Raw genomic sequence first — 17,130 nt, forward strand, 5'->3', positions numbered from 1 at the left:
TCTCGCAATGACGACTTTTGGCAGCTTGTCATCGCCAGATCATTGTATATTAATGGAAATCGAATTATTATAAAATAGATTAAAACAAAATTGATGAAATATAAACTAATTTTTTCTGCCATGCTGATTATTTCGCAGTTGGCATATGCACAAAAGAAACCCACAACCGGCGCCGAAGACCGTGCTTTTTGGGTAAAAACCTTAAACCGCATTGCTTACCCGGTGATCCATAACCTCGCCAACGAAACTTTAAAAAAGAATATGCCCTTAGAAAAAGCTCCTGGCTATGGCTTAAACGTCGCTAAAGTCACTTATTTAGAGGCTTTGGGGCGAACCATTGCTGGTGTGGCACCCTGGTTAGCCCTGCCTGATGATGATACTGCAGAGGGTAAACTCCGGAAAACCATGCGCACCGAACTTTTAAAAGCCCTGGCCAATTCAGTAAATCCAGATAGTCCCGATTATATTAGTTACCGCTCAGAAAGTCAGCCGATTGTTGATGCCGCTTATGTGGCACATTCTTTTTTGCGTGCGCCAAAAGCACTGTGGGAACCGCTTGATGAAGTAACTAAAAAGAGGTTTATCGAAGAATTTAAATCCTTGCGTACCCGTAGCGGTGCCTATAATAACTGGTTATTGTTTTCTGGTCTTACGGAAGGTTTTTTATTGAGTATAGGCGAACAGTACGATCCTGCACGTGTGCAGTTTTCGATCAATAAAATGAAAGAATGGTATGTTGGCGACAGCTGGTACAGTGATGGCGAAAAATTTAGCATGGATTATTACAATTCTTATGTAATCCACCCGATGCTGGTTGATCTGCTAAAAGTTTTGGTAGATAAGAAAAAGGCACAACAGGCAGATTACGATCTGGCATTAAAAAGAATGGTGCGTTACTCCGAATACCTGGAAAGGATTATTTCGCCTGAAGGTACTTATCCTGCTTATGGGCGCTCAATTACCTACCGCACGGCGGCATTTCAGGCTTTGGCGCAAACAGCTTTAATGGAAAAACTACCCGAATATGTAAAGCCTGCACAGGTGCGCGGTGCATTAACCAAAGTAATGCACAATCTTTACGATGGCAACCAGAATTTTGATGGCAAAGGATGGTTGGTGCTGGGCTTTAACGGCCATCAGCCGGAAGTAGCTGATACCTATACCTCTACAGGAAGTTTATATATGGCTAGTCTTGGCTTTTTAACCTTAGGACTGCCTGCCGATAATAAATTCTGGACAGATGCACCAGCACCGTGGACAAGTTTAAAAGCCTGGGGTGGAGAAACCATAAAAAAGGACTATAAAGTTGAGTATTAATACTAATAATAAATATCGTATAAATATATTTGCGGATAAGATCTGTGATATGAGTTCAGGTCCTAATCTCAAAACTCAATTTTTAACCAATGAATAAATTCGAAAGCCGTTACGCTCAAAGCCCTAAAGAAGTTAAACAAATGGATACCGCAGCTTTGCGGGAAAATTTCCTGATCGAAAACGTGTTTGAGGCAAACCAGGTAAATTTAACCTTATCTCATTTTGATAGATATATTGTTGGTGGTGCAATGCCTGTTGATCAGAAAATAGCACTTCCAAACCCGGATGATTTAAAAGCAACCTACTTTTTAGAACGCAGGGAACTGGGTATCATCAATGTTGGTGGAAAGGCAATTGTAACAGCCGATGGCGAAAAATATGAATTGGACTATAAAGAAGCATTGTATATTGGTAAAGGGACAAAAGAAGTGTTTTTTGAATCTGCTACCCCTGGCGAAGCCGCTAAATTATACATCAATTCTGCACCTGCACACCATACTTACCCAACCAAAAAGGTAAGTAAAGCCGAAGCGGAAATTGTAGAGTTGGGGACGCCAGAAACCGCTAACCACAGGATTATTAATAAATTGTTGGTAAACAGTGTTTTGCCAACCTGCCAGTTGCAAATGGGTATGACCGAATTAAAATCGGGCAGTGTATGGAATACCATGCCGGCACATACACACGATAGAAGGATGGAAGCTTATTTCTATTTCGAAGTTCCTAAAGGGCAGAGCGTTTGCCATTTCATGGGGCAGCCTCAAGAAACCCGTCACATCTGGATGCAGAATGATCAGGCGGTAATTTCACCAAACTGGTCTATCCATTCAGGGGCCGGCACTAGCAATTATACTTTTATTTGGGGTATGGCTGGTGAAAACCTTGATTATGGAGATATGGATCATTGTGCCATTACCGAACTGAAATAATAATTTCTTACCGTCATCTCGACTGAAGCGTAGCGGAATGGAGAGATCTTAAAAATAGAACTTTAAAAAATCATGTCGAACATATTTAATTTAGCAGGTAAAACTGCATTAGTTACCGGCTGTAAAAGAGGTATTGGAAAAGCAATGGCTTTAGCACTCGCCGAAGCAGGTGCAGATATTATCGGTGTTTCTGCCAGTTTAGAATTAGAGGGAAGTGCCGTAGAAAAAGAAGTAACCGCATTAGGCAGAAAATTTTATGCCTATCAGTGCGATTTCGGTAAACGCGAAAATACCCTGGCTTTTGCTGCGAAGGTAAAAGCCGATCATCCGGTTATCGATATCCTGGTAAATAATGCCGGAACTATTTTGCGCAAGCCGATTGCCGAACATCCGGATGAGTATTGGGATGAGGTAATTGCGGTAAACCAAACTGCTCCGTTTATTTTAACACGCGAAATTGGCCGCGAAATGATTGCAAGAGGTAGTGGAAAAGTAATTTTCACTGCATCTTTACTTTCATTCCAGGGTGGTATAACTGTGCCAGGTTATGCCGCTAGTAAAGGCGCAATTGCTTCTTTAACCAAAGCTTTTGCTAACGAGTGGGCTTCAAAAGGTGTAAATGTAAATGCCATTGCGCCAGGTTACATTGCTACAGATAATACTTCGGCATTACGCGAAGATCAGGACAGGAGCACTTCAATTTTATCGCGTATCCCTGCCGGAAGATGGGGAACACCTGAAGATTTTAAGGGGCCAACATTATTCTTAGCCTCGCAAGCCAGCGATTACGTACATGGAACAATTTTAACCGTTGATGGCGGTTGGATGGGACGGTAAGTCAGTCTGGAGTCTTTAGTCCTGAAACGATGATTCGGGATATTCAAACCTCGCAGGTTTCTGATACCTGCGAGGTTTTTTAAGCTATTCAGCTAACGCTCGTTTCTAACGAGCATTGAATAATTTATCGTTTACAAACGATAGAATCGTAAAGCAATTTATGCACTCGTTCGGAAACGAGCGCAAACTTTTCTCATTTAAACACCGTAGGTTTTTTATGCAATCAGGACTCTAAACTCCCAATGCTAAGCCCCAACTAATAGAGGTTATAAATCTCCTTAATATCCTTCAAAATAGCTTCAAAATCGATTTTAAGGTCAATTAAACGGCCGGTATGGATGTCGAAAACCCAACCATGAACGGTTATTCCACGTTTAGTAATCGCTTCCTGCACTGCTGCGGTTTTTAACAGGTTTACGCATTGCTCCTGAACATTGAGTTCTACCAATCTGTTGTAGCGGGCGCCCTCATCTTCAATTGCATTTAATTCATCTCTGTGGATGCGATAAACATCGCGGATGTTTCTCAACCATGGGTTTAATATACCCATATCGGCAGGCTGCATGGCAGCTTTAACCCCGCCACAGTTGTAGTGACCGCAAACCACGATATGGTTTACTTTTAAATGGCGTACGGCGTAATTTAAAACCGTCATCACGTTTAAATCTACATTATTTACCAGGTTGGCTACATTGCGGTGTACAAAAGCCTGACCAGGCTGTATGCCCATTAAATCTTCTGCCGTAACGCGACTATCTGAGCATCCGATATACAAAAATTCCGGACTTTGCCCTTTCGATAATTCGGTAAAATAATTAGGATCGATGGCCAGTTTATCGGCAATCCATTTTTCATTGTTCTTAAAAACGTCTTCTACATTCATGTTTGTGCTTTAAATAGCGTTTTTGGATTTGTAAATTGTGATAAGCGTTATTTGGAATTTTATGTAGTTATAAAACTAAAAAAAGATTTTCTGATTTCTGCAAGTTTTTCATCGGTAGGCGTGTCGTCCGAATTAATATAAACATATCCTTTATAATCCATTTCCATATAGTTGGCCGTCATAAAAAAGGGTGTGGTAAATCCATCAGGGAGATCAGCATCTGTACCTACGGCAATTAAATGTAGCGTTTTCCCTTTCAGGTTCCGGCCAACTTCTTTGTTTAAAGTTACCCAATCCGTTAAGCGGTCGAAAAGATTTTTCATTCTTCCGCTCATGGCGTACCAATAAACCGGGGTGGCTAAAATAATATGTTTGTGATAAAGGATTTCCTTAGCAAAGGTTTCAAAACGATCTTCAGCTGGATAGTGGTTTTCGTAATTGTAAGGGAGAAAATAATGCTCCAGCAAATTCAACTGATCAAAAGCAATTTCTTCGGTGAGTTTTCCGATAAATTTCTGGGTATTCCCATTTAACCTTGCGCTTCCATTTATAATCAAGATATCGGACATCCTTGTTTTTTTATTAAATAACAAGTTTTGCGCTTAAATGTTTAATGTTTTAAGCGTAATGGAGGTAAGAAATCCAATAAGATGTTCATTATGGTAACAAAATAAAAAGGCCAATATCAATAACCCTTAAAATTCAAAAGGCATCAATATTGGCTTAAATTTTTTTAGCTGGCAACAGCTACCGCATTTTTATTAATATGATTTGGAAGCTCTTCGAGGGTATATAAGTTAACCAACGATTCTCTCAATACGTTGTTTGCATTGTACCAGGTATTTTCTTTGGTGAAGTGACAAGTACCATTGCTTAGTTCGGTAATAATTGCACCGATCAATGTAGCAAAATGGTTTTCGAAAACATCGCCAGGATGGTATTTTATAGAAAAAACCTTGCTGTAATTTTGAAGCTGTGATTCAACCTCTGCACTCAGTTTTACAGGTTTGGCAACTTTTCTTTTTTTCTTTTTAAATAATCCTAATATCTTTTGGACAAAGCTCTGTTTAATGATTTTCTCCTTAAAAAGCTTTTTCTTGTATTCCTTAAGATCGAAAGATTTAAGTGATACACTAAAATTCAGTTTTAGATTATTTTCGTTGAATATTTCAAGACTTGGTTTATCCCATTTAAAAACAATTGGCAGGTTACCGTTTGTATTTCTGAATGAAAATGAAGAATTAAGGTCCAGCACATTTTCGTGTTCGTTTAACCGCTTTAAAATGTTTGGAATAAGGTCGTCTGTTAAAGAGTTGGTGTAGATGTTAATATAAGCACTCATGTTAGATTAAGATTAGCTGAAATCGATGTAAATAGCGATAAGCCTTAGCCTTACGCCTTATTTAAATGATAATTAAGGATATATCATTGTATTATGAGCAAAGTGCCCTTAATACCGATTAACTTGGAGATCTTAATGAGAATTGGTGGTTGTAGTTTTTCATTTGTATAATATGGTTTTTTTGTGTGTCTGTTTAGTAAAATGGCTGCAAATTTAATTTATTACCTAAACGGACCAAATTGCCGAAACGTTACAATTAATTTGCAAATATCTTTTAAGCAATAATTATACCATAATACTATTTTATTGCTTCAACCGTTCCAGCAGTTTTTTCATGTTGCTTAGCTGTAAAATATTTTTAAATTCAGGAGTATCGAAACCACCTTTATCGATCACTTGCTTTAAGCTTCTGTTAAAGCTTCTTACAGATATGCCTAAGTAGGCGGCCATGTCTTCTTTCGAGATGGAAATGTGTTCGTCGGCCTGAAGTTTAAGCAATTTTAAAAGTGCATATTCTAATGTATATAGCTGCTGGAATGATGCCCGTGTACTGGTTTGTATAATTCTGGTAGACAGCTCCTGGAGTAAGATTGTAGTAAATTCACTACTCTTACTGATCAGAGAATGGAAAAGATGATCAGGGATTACATAAGCCGTAACTTCGCTTATTGCCGCCACATTACACAAACAATCCATCTTTTTTATCGCCTCGAGTTCGCCTACAACTTCACCTTTGCCCAAAAATTCGATAATAAAATCCTTCCCGTTCTCCTCAGAAATAAAACACTTACTGATCCCGTCTTTAATCACGTAAATATTGCTGATTTTTTCGCCCTGTTCGATAAAGCGATAGCCTGCTTTAAAGCTTTTGAGCGTAATTTTTGCTTCATCATTTTCTGCACAGAAACGTTCGATAAAGGATAAGAAGGTAAGATTGGTACGTAACATATTCTATCAATCGAGACAAATGTCCTTTTTTAAAGGATTGTGTCGCGCTATTTTTGTGCCACTAAAGTAAGCATAACAATGAAAAATAAGATTACCGTAATTGCTTTTGATGCCGATGATACCCTTTGGGTAAACGAACCTTATTTCCGTGAAACCGAAGAGCAGTTTGCCGACCTTTTAGAAGATTTTGTGCCCCGCCATAGCATTATGGCTGAACTGTATAAAACCGAAATGGCCAATTTACCGCTTTATGGTTATGGAATTAAAGGTTTTATGCTGAGTATGACTGAGACTGCGATGCGGATTACTATGGGGAAAATTGACCCCATTATTGTAGAAAAAGTACTCGAATTGGGGAAAGAAATGCTAAATAAACCTGTGGAATTGCTTGATGGTGTAGAAGAAGTATTGAAAGCTTTACACGGAAAATATAGATTGGTAGTGGCCACCAAGGGCGATCTGCTCGATCAACAGCGTAAACTTACCAAATCGGGGCTCGACCATTATTTTCACCACATCGAGATCATGAGCGATAAACAGGAAAAGGATTACCAAAAACTGATCAGGCACCTGGATTGTAAAGCAGAAGAATTTTTGATGTTGGGCAACTCTTTAAAATCGGATATTTTACCCGTGCTGAACATTGGCGGCCATGCAGCCCATATTCCCTATCACACTACCTGGGTACACGAAAGTATCGATCATACCATCGAACATCCCAACTTTTACGAAATGGAAAGTTTGGCCGAAGTTTTACCAAAATTAATAGAATGAAAGAAAAAATAGATATAAATACCTGGATCAGAAAAGATCATTTTAAATTTTTTAGCGCTTTTGAAGAACCTTTCTTCGGCGTTACCGTAGATGTAGATTGTACTGCTACCTACGAAGAAGCAAAAGAAAACAATGTTTCGTTCTTTTTGCTTTACCTGCACAAATCGCTGGTTGCCGTAAACCGGGTAGAACCTTTTAGTTACCGCATTATAGATGGCGAAGTTTGGAAATACGATACCGTAAATGCTGCGGCTACCATAAACCGGCCAAACGGCACCTTCGGGTTTGGTTATATGGATTTCTATAATGACTTTGAAGAATTTAAAACCGAAGCCAATAAAGAAATCGAAAAAGTACAGGCTACTACCGGTTTAATCCCTGCTTCATCAGGAGAAAACGTGATCCATTATTCGGCCTTGCCCTGGTTAAATTTCACTTCCTTATCGCATGCCCGTAATTACTCTTATCAGGACAGCTGTCCGAAAATATCTTTTGGCAAGGTTCGCGATGAAAACGGAAAAAAAATAATGCCGGTTTCTATACACGTAAACCATGCACTGATGGATGGCTATAGCGTTGGTCAGTTTGCAGAGGCCTATCAGGATTTATTAAACAAAAAGGAGGTTAGCGCCTATATTTAGTTTGGTTCTTTAAGAAATTAAACCTAAAAAATATTTAATACGAGGTTAATATTGGGAATTTATTTTCGGCAATGTTTATAGCTGCCGTTATTATTCCTTTTTACCTCCTGGCCATGGTAGGCATGTGTTACATGGATACTGTATACAAGGCTATTATGTTTTTGGTGATGTTATTGATTGCTACATTTATACTGTTCCTGTTCATCAATTATCCACTGCAATCGGCAATTACGGTAATCTGTTTTATGATCATGTTTGCTTTTAAACAGAAAGATTAATGAAAAAGATGAATTATCATTTGCAATCGAGAAAGTATTTACTATTTTTGCTGCACAAGCAGGAAAGCTTGTTTTTAATAATCCTTTGCACATTCTTGCTTTGGTTATTGAACATTCAAAAATTTGGGGGATTAGCTCATTTGGCTAGAGCGCTTCGCTGGCAGTGAAGAGGTGATCGGTTCGAATCCGATATTCTCCACCCGTATTTAACCTTCTAAATTAACTTTTAGAAGGTTTTTTTATGCTAAAAAGCGATCACCAAGCCTGCGTGTCTTATCTATGATCAAGTCAAAATTTACTACATACCAGTTTATTGGTCAGTTTGTACTGACTGCATTTTTAATTGTATGTGTCTTCGCGTCTTATGGGAATCTTTGTGCTGATAAACCAGTTCCATTATTTTCGGGATTTGGTTTATTTGTTATCTTCGTTACCATGGTGCTGCCGGTTTACATTCTAGCACAAATGAAGTTAAACTATAAGGTCACCACCATCGATACAGATTTAAAAACGATTTCTTTTAAAATGTTCTTATTGCCAATAACCAGAACCTATCCCCTTGATCGTTTTGACGGTTATATCAATACGGTTGTAAAAGATAAGTATGGCGAATACAAATGTTTTTATCTGGTAAAAAACGGAAAGTTAATGTATAAAATGTCGGGCCGGTTTTATAGCAATATAGACGAAATTTATGAGGGTTTATCTTCCTTAAAAGATCTGGGCTTTATAAAATTATCAACTTCCTTGTCTATAAAAATAGCTTTTAGAAAGCAGATTTTAACAATGTAAAACGCTGCAATGTGTTTATATCATAAATTTATTGGTATTGTAATCCAATAGAGATTATGGAGACACACACTAATCTAAGTGTAAGCATTTTAATCAAAGGCCTAAAAAAATCCAAAATTTCAATCTGTCTTCTTAATAATGTAGTAAATACTCATTTGTTTGTATTTTTATGTCAAAATCCAGTGTAATCTGGTTAATAAATGGCTGTTTTTAAGTTTAGTATTTATTAACTTCGTTTATGTTATTCTGTAAGTTGCTGTAGGGTAGGTGGTTTTGTGAGTGATGGGCTCAGTGGATATAGGTTTGCTTTTAAGGTAATTACTTTCTTTAAAACACCATCTGGGAAGGAGGTAAATCTTGTTTTTCGGCTTAACGCTAATGGAGAGGTTAAGCAAAATATGTTATTGAAACTTTAATCATCTCTAACCATAAAACAAAACTAATGAAAACAAACAAAAAAAATTACCTGGGAGCATTTTGGGCTATCCTGCTTTGTATTTCAATTTTTAGCTGTAAAAAGCAAAGTATTGAAGGTAATGTTGAGTCCACTGCAAAAAAGCTGGATCAAATGCACGAGTTTAATTTCGGCGGAAACAAAATCCTGATCAAAGAAGATAAGGGCATCTATTACCTCTCAGATGATATAATCTTAACCGAGCAAACAATTTAACCTGTTAAAAGCCAATAATAATGCGGCAATGTCGACCACGGCGAGGGCGTTGATTATGAATTCGCTGGTTAAACGGTGGACAAATTCCATTGTGTATTACAGCCTCAGTAATCTCGGTGCAGATACCGCTTCTTCGCTAAAAGCCATGCAGTACATTGCGAGGGTATCGCCGCTTAGCTTTGTTCAACGAACATCTCAGGCCAATTACATCAATTTTGTAAAATCTACCGGCAATAGTTCTTCAGTAGGGATGGTTGGAGGCGCCCAGAACCTCAATTTATATAATTATAATACGCCTGGGATTATTATACACGAGTTATTCCATGCTTTGGGCGTAATGCACGAGCAATGCCGTACCGATCAAAGCAGCAACGTGGTTATCCATCCCGAAAATATTCCGGATGATAAAGAATTCAATTTTAATCAGGTTTCGGTGAGCAGTTATACCAATTACGGTAACTTCGATTTTGAGTCGATTATGATGTACGAGCCTTATGCCTTTTCAAGCAATGGCCAGCCTACCATTACCAGGCTTGATGGTTCAACCTATCAAACCAGTTATCCGGCAGCCAACATGTCGCCTACCGATATTGCAGGCATCAACCAACTATATACCGGTTTTACTTATACAGGCTTAGCGGCAAACACCAATTATGAAATTGCGTCGGCGTTGGATAATACCAAATTGCTAAATGTACCCAATAGTGCTACGGCCGATGGTACACAGGTGATTATTTATACCGATGGAAATTCGAACAATGCCAGGTGGAATGTAACCAAAAATGCAGATGGCTATTATACCTTGTCGCCTTTACATGCGTTAAGCAAAGCGCTTACGGTAGTTGGGAGTGGCATTGCAAATGGAACAAAACTCGAAATCAGGACCAATACCGGTGATCCTTCGCAACAGTTCAACATCACACCTGAAGCCAACGGATATTATATTATTTCGCCGCGTAATGTACCCTCAAAAAATGTTGATGTTCCGGGTAGCAATACAGCCAATGGTACGCTGCTTAATATCTGGAGTTACGGAGGCGCAAATAACCAGAAATTTAAATTTAATACTTTTTAAAAATCATCTCTACACAAACCTGTTTCATGATGCCCCAAAAAGTTTAATGCTTGATGGGGCATTTTATTTTTTCGTACGCTGAGCATTTAAATGCTCCTAAAAACCTGATATAGAATCATAATAGATTCTAACTATTTCATTATAGAATTAAATGATTGGGATTAGTTATTCCGATTCTCTAAATTTATATTATTCCTGTTCAATAGCAGGATGTTTAGCTGTTTATTAACAAAACATTATACATATGGAAAAAGAATCGAACGAGATCAGCAAATGCCCGTTTCATAACGGTAGCATGAAGAGCAACGTAGGTGGCGGTGGAACCAGAAATAACGATTGGTGGCCAAAACAGTTAAAACTGAGTATTTTGCGTCAGCATTCTACTTTATCCAACCCAATGGATGAAGAATTTAATTACGCAGAAGCATTTAAAAGCCTTGATCTGGATGCTTTAAAAGCCGATCTTCATGCATTGATGACCGATTCGCAGGATTGGTGGCCGGCAGATTTTGGTCACTATGGTGGCTTATTTATCCGTATGGCCTGGCACAGTGCAGGTACTTACCGCGTTGGCGATGGCCGTGGCGGGGCGGGAGCTGGTTTACAGCGTTTTGCACCATTAAATAGCTGGCCTGATAATGTGAGCCTTGATAAAGCGCGCCGTTTGCTTTGGCCGATTAAACAAAAATATGGGCGCAAAATTTCGTGGGCGGATTTATTGATCCTTACAGGAAATATCGCTTTAGAATCAATGGGTTTTAAAACCTTTGGTTTTGCCGGCGGAAGGGAAGACGTTTGGGAAGCAGACGAATCGGTATATTGGGGTTCGGAAACCACCTGGTTAGGTGGCGATCTTCGTTATGCTCACGGTTCTGATGGTGCAGATAAAGCGCATGGAGTGGTGGTAACCGATGATGATGCCGATGGCGATGTGCACTCGCGTAACCTCGAAAAGCCTCTTGCTGCAGTACAGATGGGCTTAATTTATGTAAATCCCGAAGGACCGGACGGAAATCCGGATCCGATTCTTGCCGCTAAAGATATCCGCGATACTTTTGGCCGCATGGCAATGGATGACGAAGAAACCGTCGCGCTGATTGCAGGTGGACATACTTTTGGTAAAACGCATGGTGCGGCTTCGGCAGATCATGTTGGTAAAGAACCTGAAGCTGCAGGCATAGAAAGCCAGGGTTTGGGCTGGAGCAACAGTTACGCTTCTGGTAAAGGAACTGATGCCATTACCAGTGGACTGGAAGTAACCTGGACTACAACACCAACCCAATGGAGCAATAATTTTTTCGAAAACCTTTTTGCTTTTGAATGGGAATTAAGTAAAAGCCCGGCCGGCGCGCACCAGTGGGTAGCTAAAAATGCAGAAGCGATTATCCCTGATGCCTTTGATAGTTCGAAAAAACATTTGCCAACCATGCTTACCACCGATCTTTCTTTGAGACTGGATCCGGCTTACGAAAAAATATCCAGACGTTTCTTAGAAAATCCCGATCAGTTTGCTGATGCCTTTGCACGTGCCTGGTATAAATTAACGCATCGTGATATGGGGCCAATTGCCCGTTATCTTGGCCCTGATGTTCCAAAGGAAGAATTGCTTTGGCAAGATCCAATCCCTGCAGTTAACCATGCATTGATTAATGAAGGTGATATTACTGGTTTAAAAGAAAAGGTCCTTTCGAGTGGTTTAAGCATCTCCGAATTGGTTTCTACCGCATGGGCTTCTGCTTCTACTTTCCGCGGTTCCGATAAACGTGGCGGAGCCAATGGTGCACGTATTCGTTTACTTCCACAGAAAGACTGGGCAGTAAATAATCCTGCTCAACTGCAAAAAGTATTAAATGTGCTGGAAAAAATTCAACAGGAATTTAACGCTGCACAGTTTGATGGCAAAAAAGTTTCACTGGCCGATTTAATTGTATTGGCTGGTACTGCTGCGGTAGAAAAAGCTGCCGGACATGCCATTACTGTTCCTTTTACACCAGGTAGGGCAGATGCCTCACAAGAGCAAACTGACATAGAATCGTTTGGTTATTTAGAACCAGTTGTTGATGGTTTCCGCAATTACCGTAAATCTAAATCTCCGGTTTCTACAGAAGAATTTTTAATTGACAGGGCACAGTTACTTAATTTAACAGCACCAGAATTAACGGTATTGGTAGGTGGTTTAAGAGCACTCGACACCAATTTTGATGGTTCAAAAAACGGGATCTTAACAGATAAACCAGGCCAGCTGACTAACGATTTCTTTGCAAACCTGCTGGATATGGAAACACAGTGGAAAGCCATTGCTGATGACAAAGAACTGTATATCGGTAGCAGCCGTTCAACTGGTCAGCCAAAATGGACCGCTACACGGGCAGATCTTGTTTTCGGTTCTAATTCAGAATTAAGGGCAATTGCCGAAGTATATGCCAGCTCAGATGCACAACAGAAATTTGTAAAAGATTTTGTGTCTGCATGGAATAAAGTAATGAATGCAGATCGTTTTGATCTGAAATAATTTTAGCATAAATTATTATCGTCATTCCCGCGCAGGCGGGAATCTTAATGCATTATCTATTAATTTATAAGCATTAAATTCCCATTGATAGATCTAAAGTAAAAAGGTCGTCATTGCGAGGCACGAAGCAATCTTAAAGCGTACGCTGGCAGCGACCGTTGTAAGATTGCTTCGTAGGCTGAAAAAGCCTTCTCGCAATGACGATTTCTCTAAACGTATCCTCTACAATCAACCTCAGCGCTTAAAATATCGTTCATTCGAATAAACTCCGGCAATACTACCATTGCTTTCCCTTTTTACAGAAAAGAACGTAACATGGTTTGAAAATTGATCAATCCGGTACTATCCGTTAATAAATGTAATTTTCCTTTTAGGTTCCCCCATGAAACCTTTCCTCCAGTAGTAATTTGCATACTCCCTGATTTTTCACCACCATCATAGCTACCTATAAGCACTTGATCCATTACGATTTTAGTGTTTTTAGCTTCATTCACTTCTTTCGTTTCCTGAAGGTCGGAGTCAAAATTCCGCTTCAGCGATTTCAGATTTTCTTCCAGGATACTGTTTTTATTTGATTTATTCAGCATCGTGTTGTAGAGGTAATTGGCAACCAGGTGAGGTAAAGCCTCCATTCCTTTTTTATTGCTCAATACCACAATGCCAATCTTATGATCTTTAAGGTATGATAGATGACAGGAAATACCACTATAACCGCCCATTCGGGAGGTTAAACTTTCACCGTTAAATTTTGATTGTTCCCAGCCTAATCCATAGCCATATCTTTCATAACTCTGGTAGCGGTTCTGTTGCGGAACAATTGCCGAGGTAGCAAAATTTATCTCCTGCTTGGTCAGGATGCCTTTAACTGAATTCCCTTCGCTGATAAAAAAGTTGAGGTATTTCAAAAGGTCATTTATTGTACTGAAATGTCCGCCTGCAGCCGACATCGAATTGTCTGCCTTATCCAATACCGCTGCTGTTTTACCTTATGATTCATCAATCACGTAACTCGCATACCTGGGATCAACTTTTGAAAAATAAGCAGTGGTAGAGCGCATACTCAATGGCCGGAAAAGGTGTTCGTTCATTACATCCTGCCAGGGTTTGCCCATTTCTTTTTCTACGATTAAGGAATATATTACAGGGCCTAAATTAGAATAATTGAAGTTTTGATTGGGTAAAGCCGTGCTATACTTTTTTAGTAAGCTGAGGATTTGTGCAGCACCCTTATGACCGATAAAAGCGGTCCACACTACGGCATCGTTATTTTTAATTCCGTGGGTGTGGGTCATTAACGATTGTATGGTAATTTTTTCCGTATGAATGTTTTTATCATCAAAAGTAAGCTCAGGGAGATAATCGGCAATGCTTTTGTTAAGTTTAATAATCCCCTTTTGATCCAAAATTGCAGCCAGGGTTCCTGTTAATGATTTAGAGGTAGAGGCCAGGTAAATCTGCGTGCGATCTGAAAATAATGTTTTTGTTTCCGGATTGGAGTAACCATAATTCTTTTTTAAAAAAACCTGACCATCTTTTATTACGCCTAGCGTTAAATTGATATCGGTAATGCCCAGCGATTGTTCCACTTTTTTTAATGCCAGATCGAGTGAATCACCCAACTTTTCGGCAGCCTTATTTTCATAATAATCGTTTCTGCGATTAGGATCCACCCTTTGGAAAGGATAGGTGAGCGCTGCGCTAATGGTAATGATGCTGAAACTGAGAAAGCAGAAGCAAACAGATTTTAAAAACTTGTTTTGGAAATATAGAATCATGAGATGATGGTTTTAATCTTTAGACCACCAAATCAAAAATCAGGTTACAGTTAATCGAATCCATAAAAGCTCAGGGAAGAAGAAAATGGATATAACATTCTGAATGGCTAGCGGGAGTATGTTCATGAAATGCTTATGTGAGCTAAGGTGTCTAAGGTGGTCACAAAATAAAATTGCGCTGTTAAATTAACCACCTTAGCCACTTGAGAACATCTTAGTTGATTGCTATTATTGTAAATTTTGTCGATTTTCATCAGAAAAGACGTTATATAGGTTGTTATTTTGCAGTAGTTGTTAGCTTTTTTAGTTTGTTAAAGCACTATTTGCTCATTTTTTTAAGGGTTTTAGTTAATTTGCTCCTGTTTTTTGTCTTTATTGATCATGTACTTGATGTTTTTGGGAAAATATACTATTTTTGGTTTCTCTCCTGCCTTACCCGAAAAACAAAATAATTATCCCTTATAAATGGAATGAGTGTCACGGGCATTATCTACACGGAATTAACTGACGATGATCTTTTACATCATTTAAAAAATGATGATCATTTGGCCTTTACCGAAGTATTTAATAGGTATAGCCCGTTACTTTATGGCCATGCCTATAACAAGCTCCGTAGCGAAAGCGATGCAAGGGACGTGGTGCAGGAAATGTTAATGAAACTTTGGGATAAGCGCGAATCGATCGAAATTGGAAATAATTTAGGAGGTTACCTCTTTATAGCTTTGAGGAATACGATTTTTAACCAGATTAAACACAAGAATCTGGTACACGCTTACGCCGATACTTTTACAAAAGCCAATGCAGACAGTGGTATTTATGCTGATACACTAATTCGCGAGAAACAATTTGCAGCCATGATAGAAGCCGAGATTGCCAGTTTACCACCACGCATGAGAGCTGTTTTTGAGCTGAGAAGAAAAGAAAACCTGTCTAATAAAGAGGTAGCGGCACAATTGGGCATTACCGAATCTACCGCTGCGGATCAGATGAAAAAAGCACTGCGTATCCTTAGAACCCGGATTGGGTTGATCTTGATTGTTGTACATTACCTTAATGTAAAATAATTTTTAATTCTATATCCCCAATCTGCTTTTCATAATTGTATTACTGATATCAAGCCTATAATACAAGAATGGAAGAAGAAAAATTCAGACAGATTTTAGACCGGTATATTGCAGGTGAGGCCACGCCAGAAGAAGAGGCCTGGCTTGAATCTGCCTATATCAACTGGAACAGTAAGGAACAAAACACTTATTCCGAATCATTTTTAAAAGCTGGTAAAGATCAGATCTGGGAAACAGTTTCGAAACATACCAAGCCCTCCAGAAAGATCTCGAAATTGCTTTTTCCGTTATTATCTGCTGCTGCCTTGATTATTATCTCTATGGTGGGCATTGTGATTTACAAACAAAACCAAAGGAAAACTGATCTGACCAATATTCCGGCTTTTAAAGATATTAAACCTGGTAAGGATAGGGCAGTTTTGGTGCTGGCTAACGGAACAAAAATAAATTTAGACGAGATCAATAGTGGTCACCTGGCTGATCAGACCGGGGTTTCCATTTCAAAAACTGCCGACGGACAGATTGTTTACACGGTTCCGGCTCAGGAAAATGAGGCTGCTGAAATGCAGTACAATACCATTGTTACCCCTGCCGGTGGCCAATACCAGGTAAACCTGCCTGATGGTACAAAGGTTTGGTTAAATGCCTCATCATCATTAACCTTTCCAACTTCTTTTGCTGCTGAAAGATCAGTGACTTTAAAAGGAGAGGCTTATTTCGAAGTCAGCAAAATTTCGGCAGGAGGTAAAAGGATCCCTTTCTACGTTGAAAGTACCAATCAAAAAATAGAGGTTTTGGGTACACATTTTAATGTGAATGCTTATGCTGATGAAAGCTCCACAAAAACAACTTTACTGGAAGGCAGTGTGCAGATTAATGGTAAGGTATTGCTGAAACCCGGCGAGCAATCGCGTTTACAAGGCGAATCGATCAAGGTAACAGTCGTAAATGCCGAAGATTATATCGACTGGAAAAACGGTGATTTTATTCTGGAACATAACGATTTTAGGTCGGTGATGCGAAAAATAGCCCGTTGGTACGATGTAGAAGTAATTTATGGCGATGATGCCCCTAAAAAATTAAATCTTGGCGGCTGGATTTCCAGATCAAAAAATATATCATCCGTTTTGCAGTTAATGGAACAAACCGGAAAAGTTCACTTTAAAATTGAAGGAAGGAGGATCACGGTAACCAAATAAAACAACGTGGTTCTTAGAAAAAAACCAGAAGTGCGGGAACACCTCTGGCAGCGGTTTCTAAAGCCATAAATCAATCGACTGACTATTCAACTTA

16 protein-coding genes, 1 tRNA gene and 1 pseudogene are annotated in these 17,130 nt (G+C 39.1%); 13 read left to right on the forward strand and 5 right to left on the reverse strand.

Translation table 11 applies throughout. The annotated features are described in order from the left end of the window. Window positions 1–93: 93 nt before the first annotated feature. The 3 genes from U859_RS0105910 (at window position 94) to U859_RS0105920 (ending at window position 3,083) form a co-directional block, all read left to right on the forward strand. Complete coding sequence (locus tag U859_RS0105910; protein ID WP_029985502.1) at window positions 94–1,317, forward strand: DUF2264 domain-containing protein; 1,224 nt, start codon at window positions 94–96, stop codon at window positions 1,315–1,317. 89 nt (window positions 1,318–1,406) lie between these two features. Next, window positions 1,407–2,246, forward strand: coding sequence for a 5-dehydro-4-deoxy-D-glucuronate isomerase (kduI, locus tag U859_RS0105915; RefSeq protein WP_025142502.1), 840 nt, complete (start codon window positions 1,407–1,409; stop codon window positions 2,244–2,246). A 72-nt stretch (window positions 2,247–2,318) separates the two neighbouring features. Next, complete coding sequence (locus tag U859_RS0105920) at window positions 2,319–3,083, forward strand: SDR family NAD(P)-dependent oxidoreductase (protein ID WP_025142503.1); 765 nt, start codon at window positions 2,319–2,321, stop codon at window positions 3,081–3,083. A 256-nt stretch (window positions 3,084–3,339) separates the two neighbouring features. Here U859_RS0105920 and U859_RS0105925 read toward each other — a convergent pair whose 3' ends face one another. The 4 genes from U859_RS0105925 to U859_RS0105940 all read right to left on the reverse strand — a co-directional run bounded on the left by U859_RS0105925 (window position 3,340) and on the right by U859_RS0105940 (window position 6,256). Then, complete coding sequence (locus U859_RS0105925; RefSeq protein ID WP_025142504.1) at window positions 3,340–3,966, reverse strand: carbonic anhydrase; 627 nt, start codon at window positions 3,964–3,966, stop codon at window positions 3,340–3,342. A 59-nt stretch (window positions 3,967–4,025) separates the two neighbouring features. Beyond that, window positions 4,026–4,535: a flavodoxin family protein gene (locus U859_RS0105930; RefSeq protein ID WP_025142505.1), complete on the reverse strand. Its 510-nt coding sequence runs from the start codon at window positions 4,533–4,535 to the stop codon at window positions 4,026–4,028. A gap of 164 nt (window positions 4,536–4,699) precedes the next feature. Continuing rightward, window positions 4,700–5,308 carry a hypothetical protein gene (locus tag U859_RS0105935; protein ID WP_025142506.1) on the reverse strand — a complete coding sequence of 203 codons (609 nt, stop codon included), beginning with the start codon at window positions 5,306–5,308 and terminating at the stop codon, window positions 4,700–4,702. Between the two features lie 303 nt (window positions 5,309–5,611). Continuing rightward, a complete protein-coding gene (locus tag U859_RS0105940) occupies window positions 5,612–6,256 on the reverse strand; it encodes a Crp/Fnr family transcriptional regulator (protein WP_025142507.1) in 645 nt (214 codons plus the stop codon). A gap of 78 nt (window positions 6,257–6,334) precedes the next feature. On the opposite strand from U859_RS0105940, the gene U859_RS0105945 reads away from it, so the two are divergent. The 8 genes from U859_RS0105945 (at window position 6,335) to katG (ending at window position 12,998) form a co-directional block, all read left to right on the forward strand. Continuing rightward, entirely contained in the window at window positions 6,335–7,030 is a 696-nt protein-coding gene (locus U859_RS0105945) for an HAD family hydrolase (RefSeq protein WP_025142508.1), read from the forward strand. Continuing rightward, window positions 7,027–7,671, forward strand: coding sequence for a chloramphenicol acetyltransferase (locus tag U859_RS0105950; protein ID WP_025142509.1), 645 nt, complete (start codon window positions 7,027–7,029; stop codon window positions 7,669–7,671). Before U859_RS0105945 ends, U859_RS0105950 begins: the two co-directional genes overlap by 4 nt. A 71-nt stretch (window positions 7,672–7,742) precedes the next feature. After that, entirely contained in the window at window positions 7,743–7,949 is a 207-nt protein-coding gene (locus tag U859_RS0105955; protein WP_025142510.1) for a hypothetical protein, read from the forward strand. Window positions 7,950–8,074: 125 nt separating this feature from the next. Further along, window positions 8,075–8,148, forward strand: a tRNA-Ala gene (locus U859_RS0105960). A gap of 80 nt (window positions 8,149–8,228) precedes the next feature. After that, window positions 8,229–8,741 carry a hypothetical protein gene (locus tag U859_RS0105965; RefSeq protein WP_025142511.1) on the forward strand — a complete coding sequence of 171 codons (513 nt, stop codon included), beginning with the start codon at window positions 8,229–8,231 and terminating at the stop codon, window positions 8,739–8,741. Between the two features lie 442 nt (window positions 8,742–9,183). Beyond that, complete coding sequence (locus U859_RS0105970; RefSeq protein ID WP_025142512.1) at window positions 9,184–9,411, forward strand: hypothetical protein; 228 nt, start codon at window positions 9,184–9,186, stop codon at window positions 9,409–9,411. Between the two features lie 28 nt (window positions 9,412–9,439). Beyond that, window positions 9,440–10,486 carry a M12 family metallopeptidase gene (locus U859_RS30915; protein ID WP_025142513.1) on the forward strand — a complete coding sequence of 349 codons (1,047 nt, stop codon included), beginning with the start codon at window positions 9,440–9,442 and terminating at the stop codon, window positions 10,484–10,486. Between the two features lie 244 nt (window positions 10,487–10,730). Next, window positions 10,731–12,998, forward strand: a complete 2,268-nt coding sequence (gene katG / locus U859_RS0105980) for a catalase/peroxidase HPI (protein ID WP_025142514.1) — start codon at window positions 10,731–10,733, stop codon at window positions 12,996–12,998. Window positions 12,999–13,294: 296 nt separating this feature from the next. On the opposite strand, the pseudogene U859_RS32350 reads toward katG, so the two are convergent. Further along, window positions 13,295–14,773, reverse strand: a pseudogene (locus U859_RS32350) (serine hydrolase domain-containing protein). Window positions 14,774–15,243: 470 nt separating this feature from the next. Between U859_RS32350 and U859_RS0105995 the strand changes: the two are divergent. After that, the gene (locus U859_RS0105995; RefSeq protein WP_029985506.1) at window positions 15,244–15,837 is read left to right on the forward strand and encodes an RNA polymerase sigma factor; all 594 of its coding nucleotides are present in this window, start codon (window positions 15,244–15,246) and stop codon (window positions 15,835–15,837) included. A 68-nt stretch (window positions 15,838–15,905) separates the two neighbouring features. Further along, window positions 15,906–17,036 carry a FecR family protein gene (locus tag U859_RS0106000; RefSeq protein ID WP_025142518.1) on the forward strand — a complete coding sequence of 377 codons (1,131 nt, stop codon included), beginning with the start codon at window positions 15,906–15,908 and terminating at the stop codon, window positions 17,034–17,036. The last annotated feature ends 94 nt before the right edge of the window (window positions 17,037–17,130 follow it).

The organism is Pedobacter jeongneungensis (genome assembly GCF_000633455.1).
In the GTDB taxonomy this organism is placed as follows: domain Bacteria; phylum Bacteroidota; class Bacteroidia; order Sphingobacteriales; family Sphingobacteriaceae; genus Pedobacter; species Pedobacter jeongneungensis_A.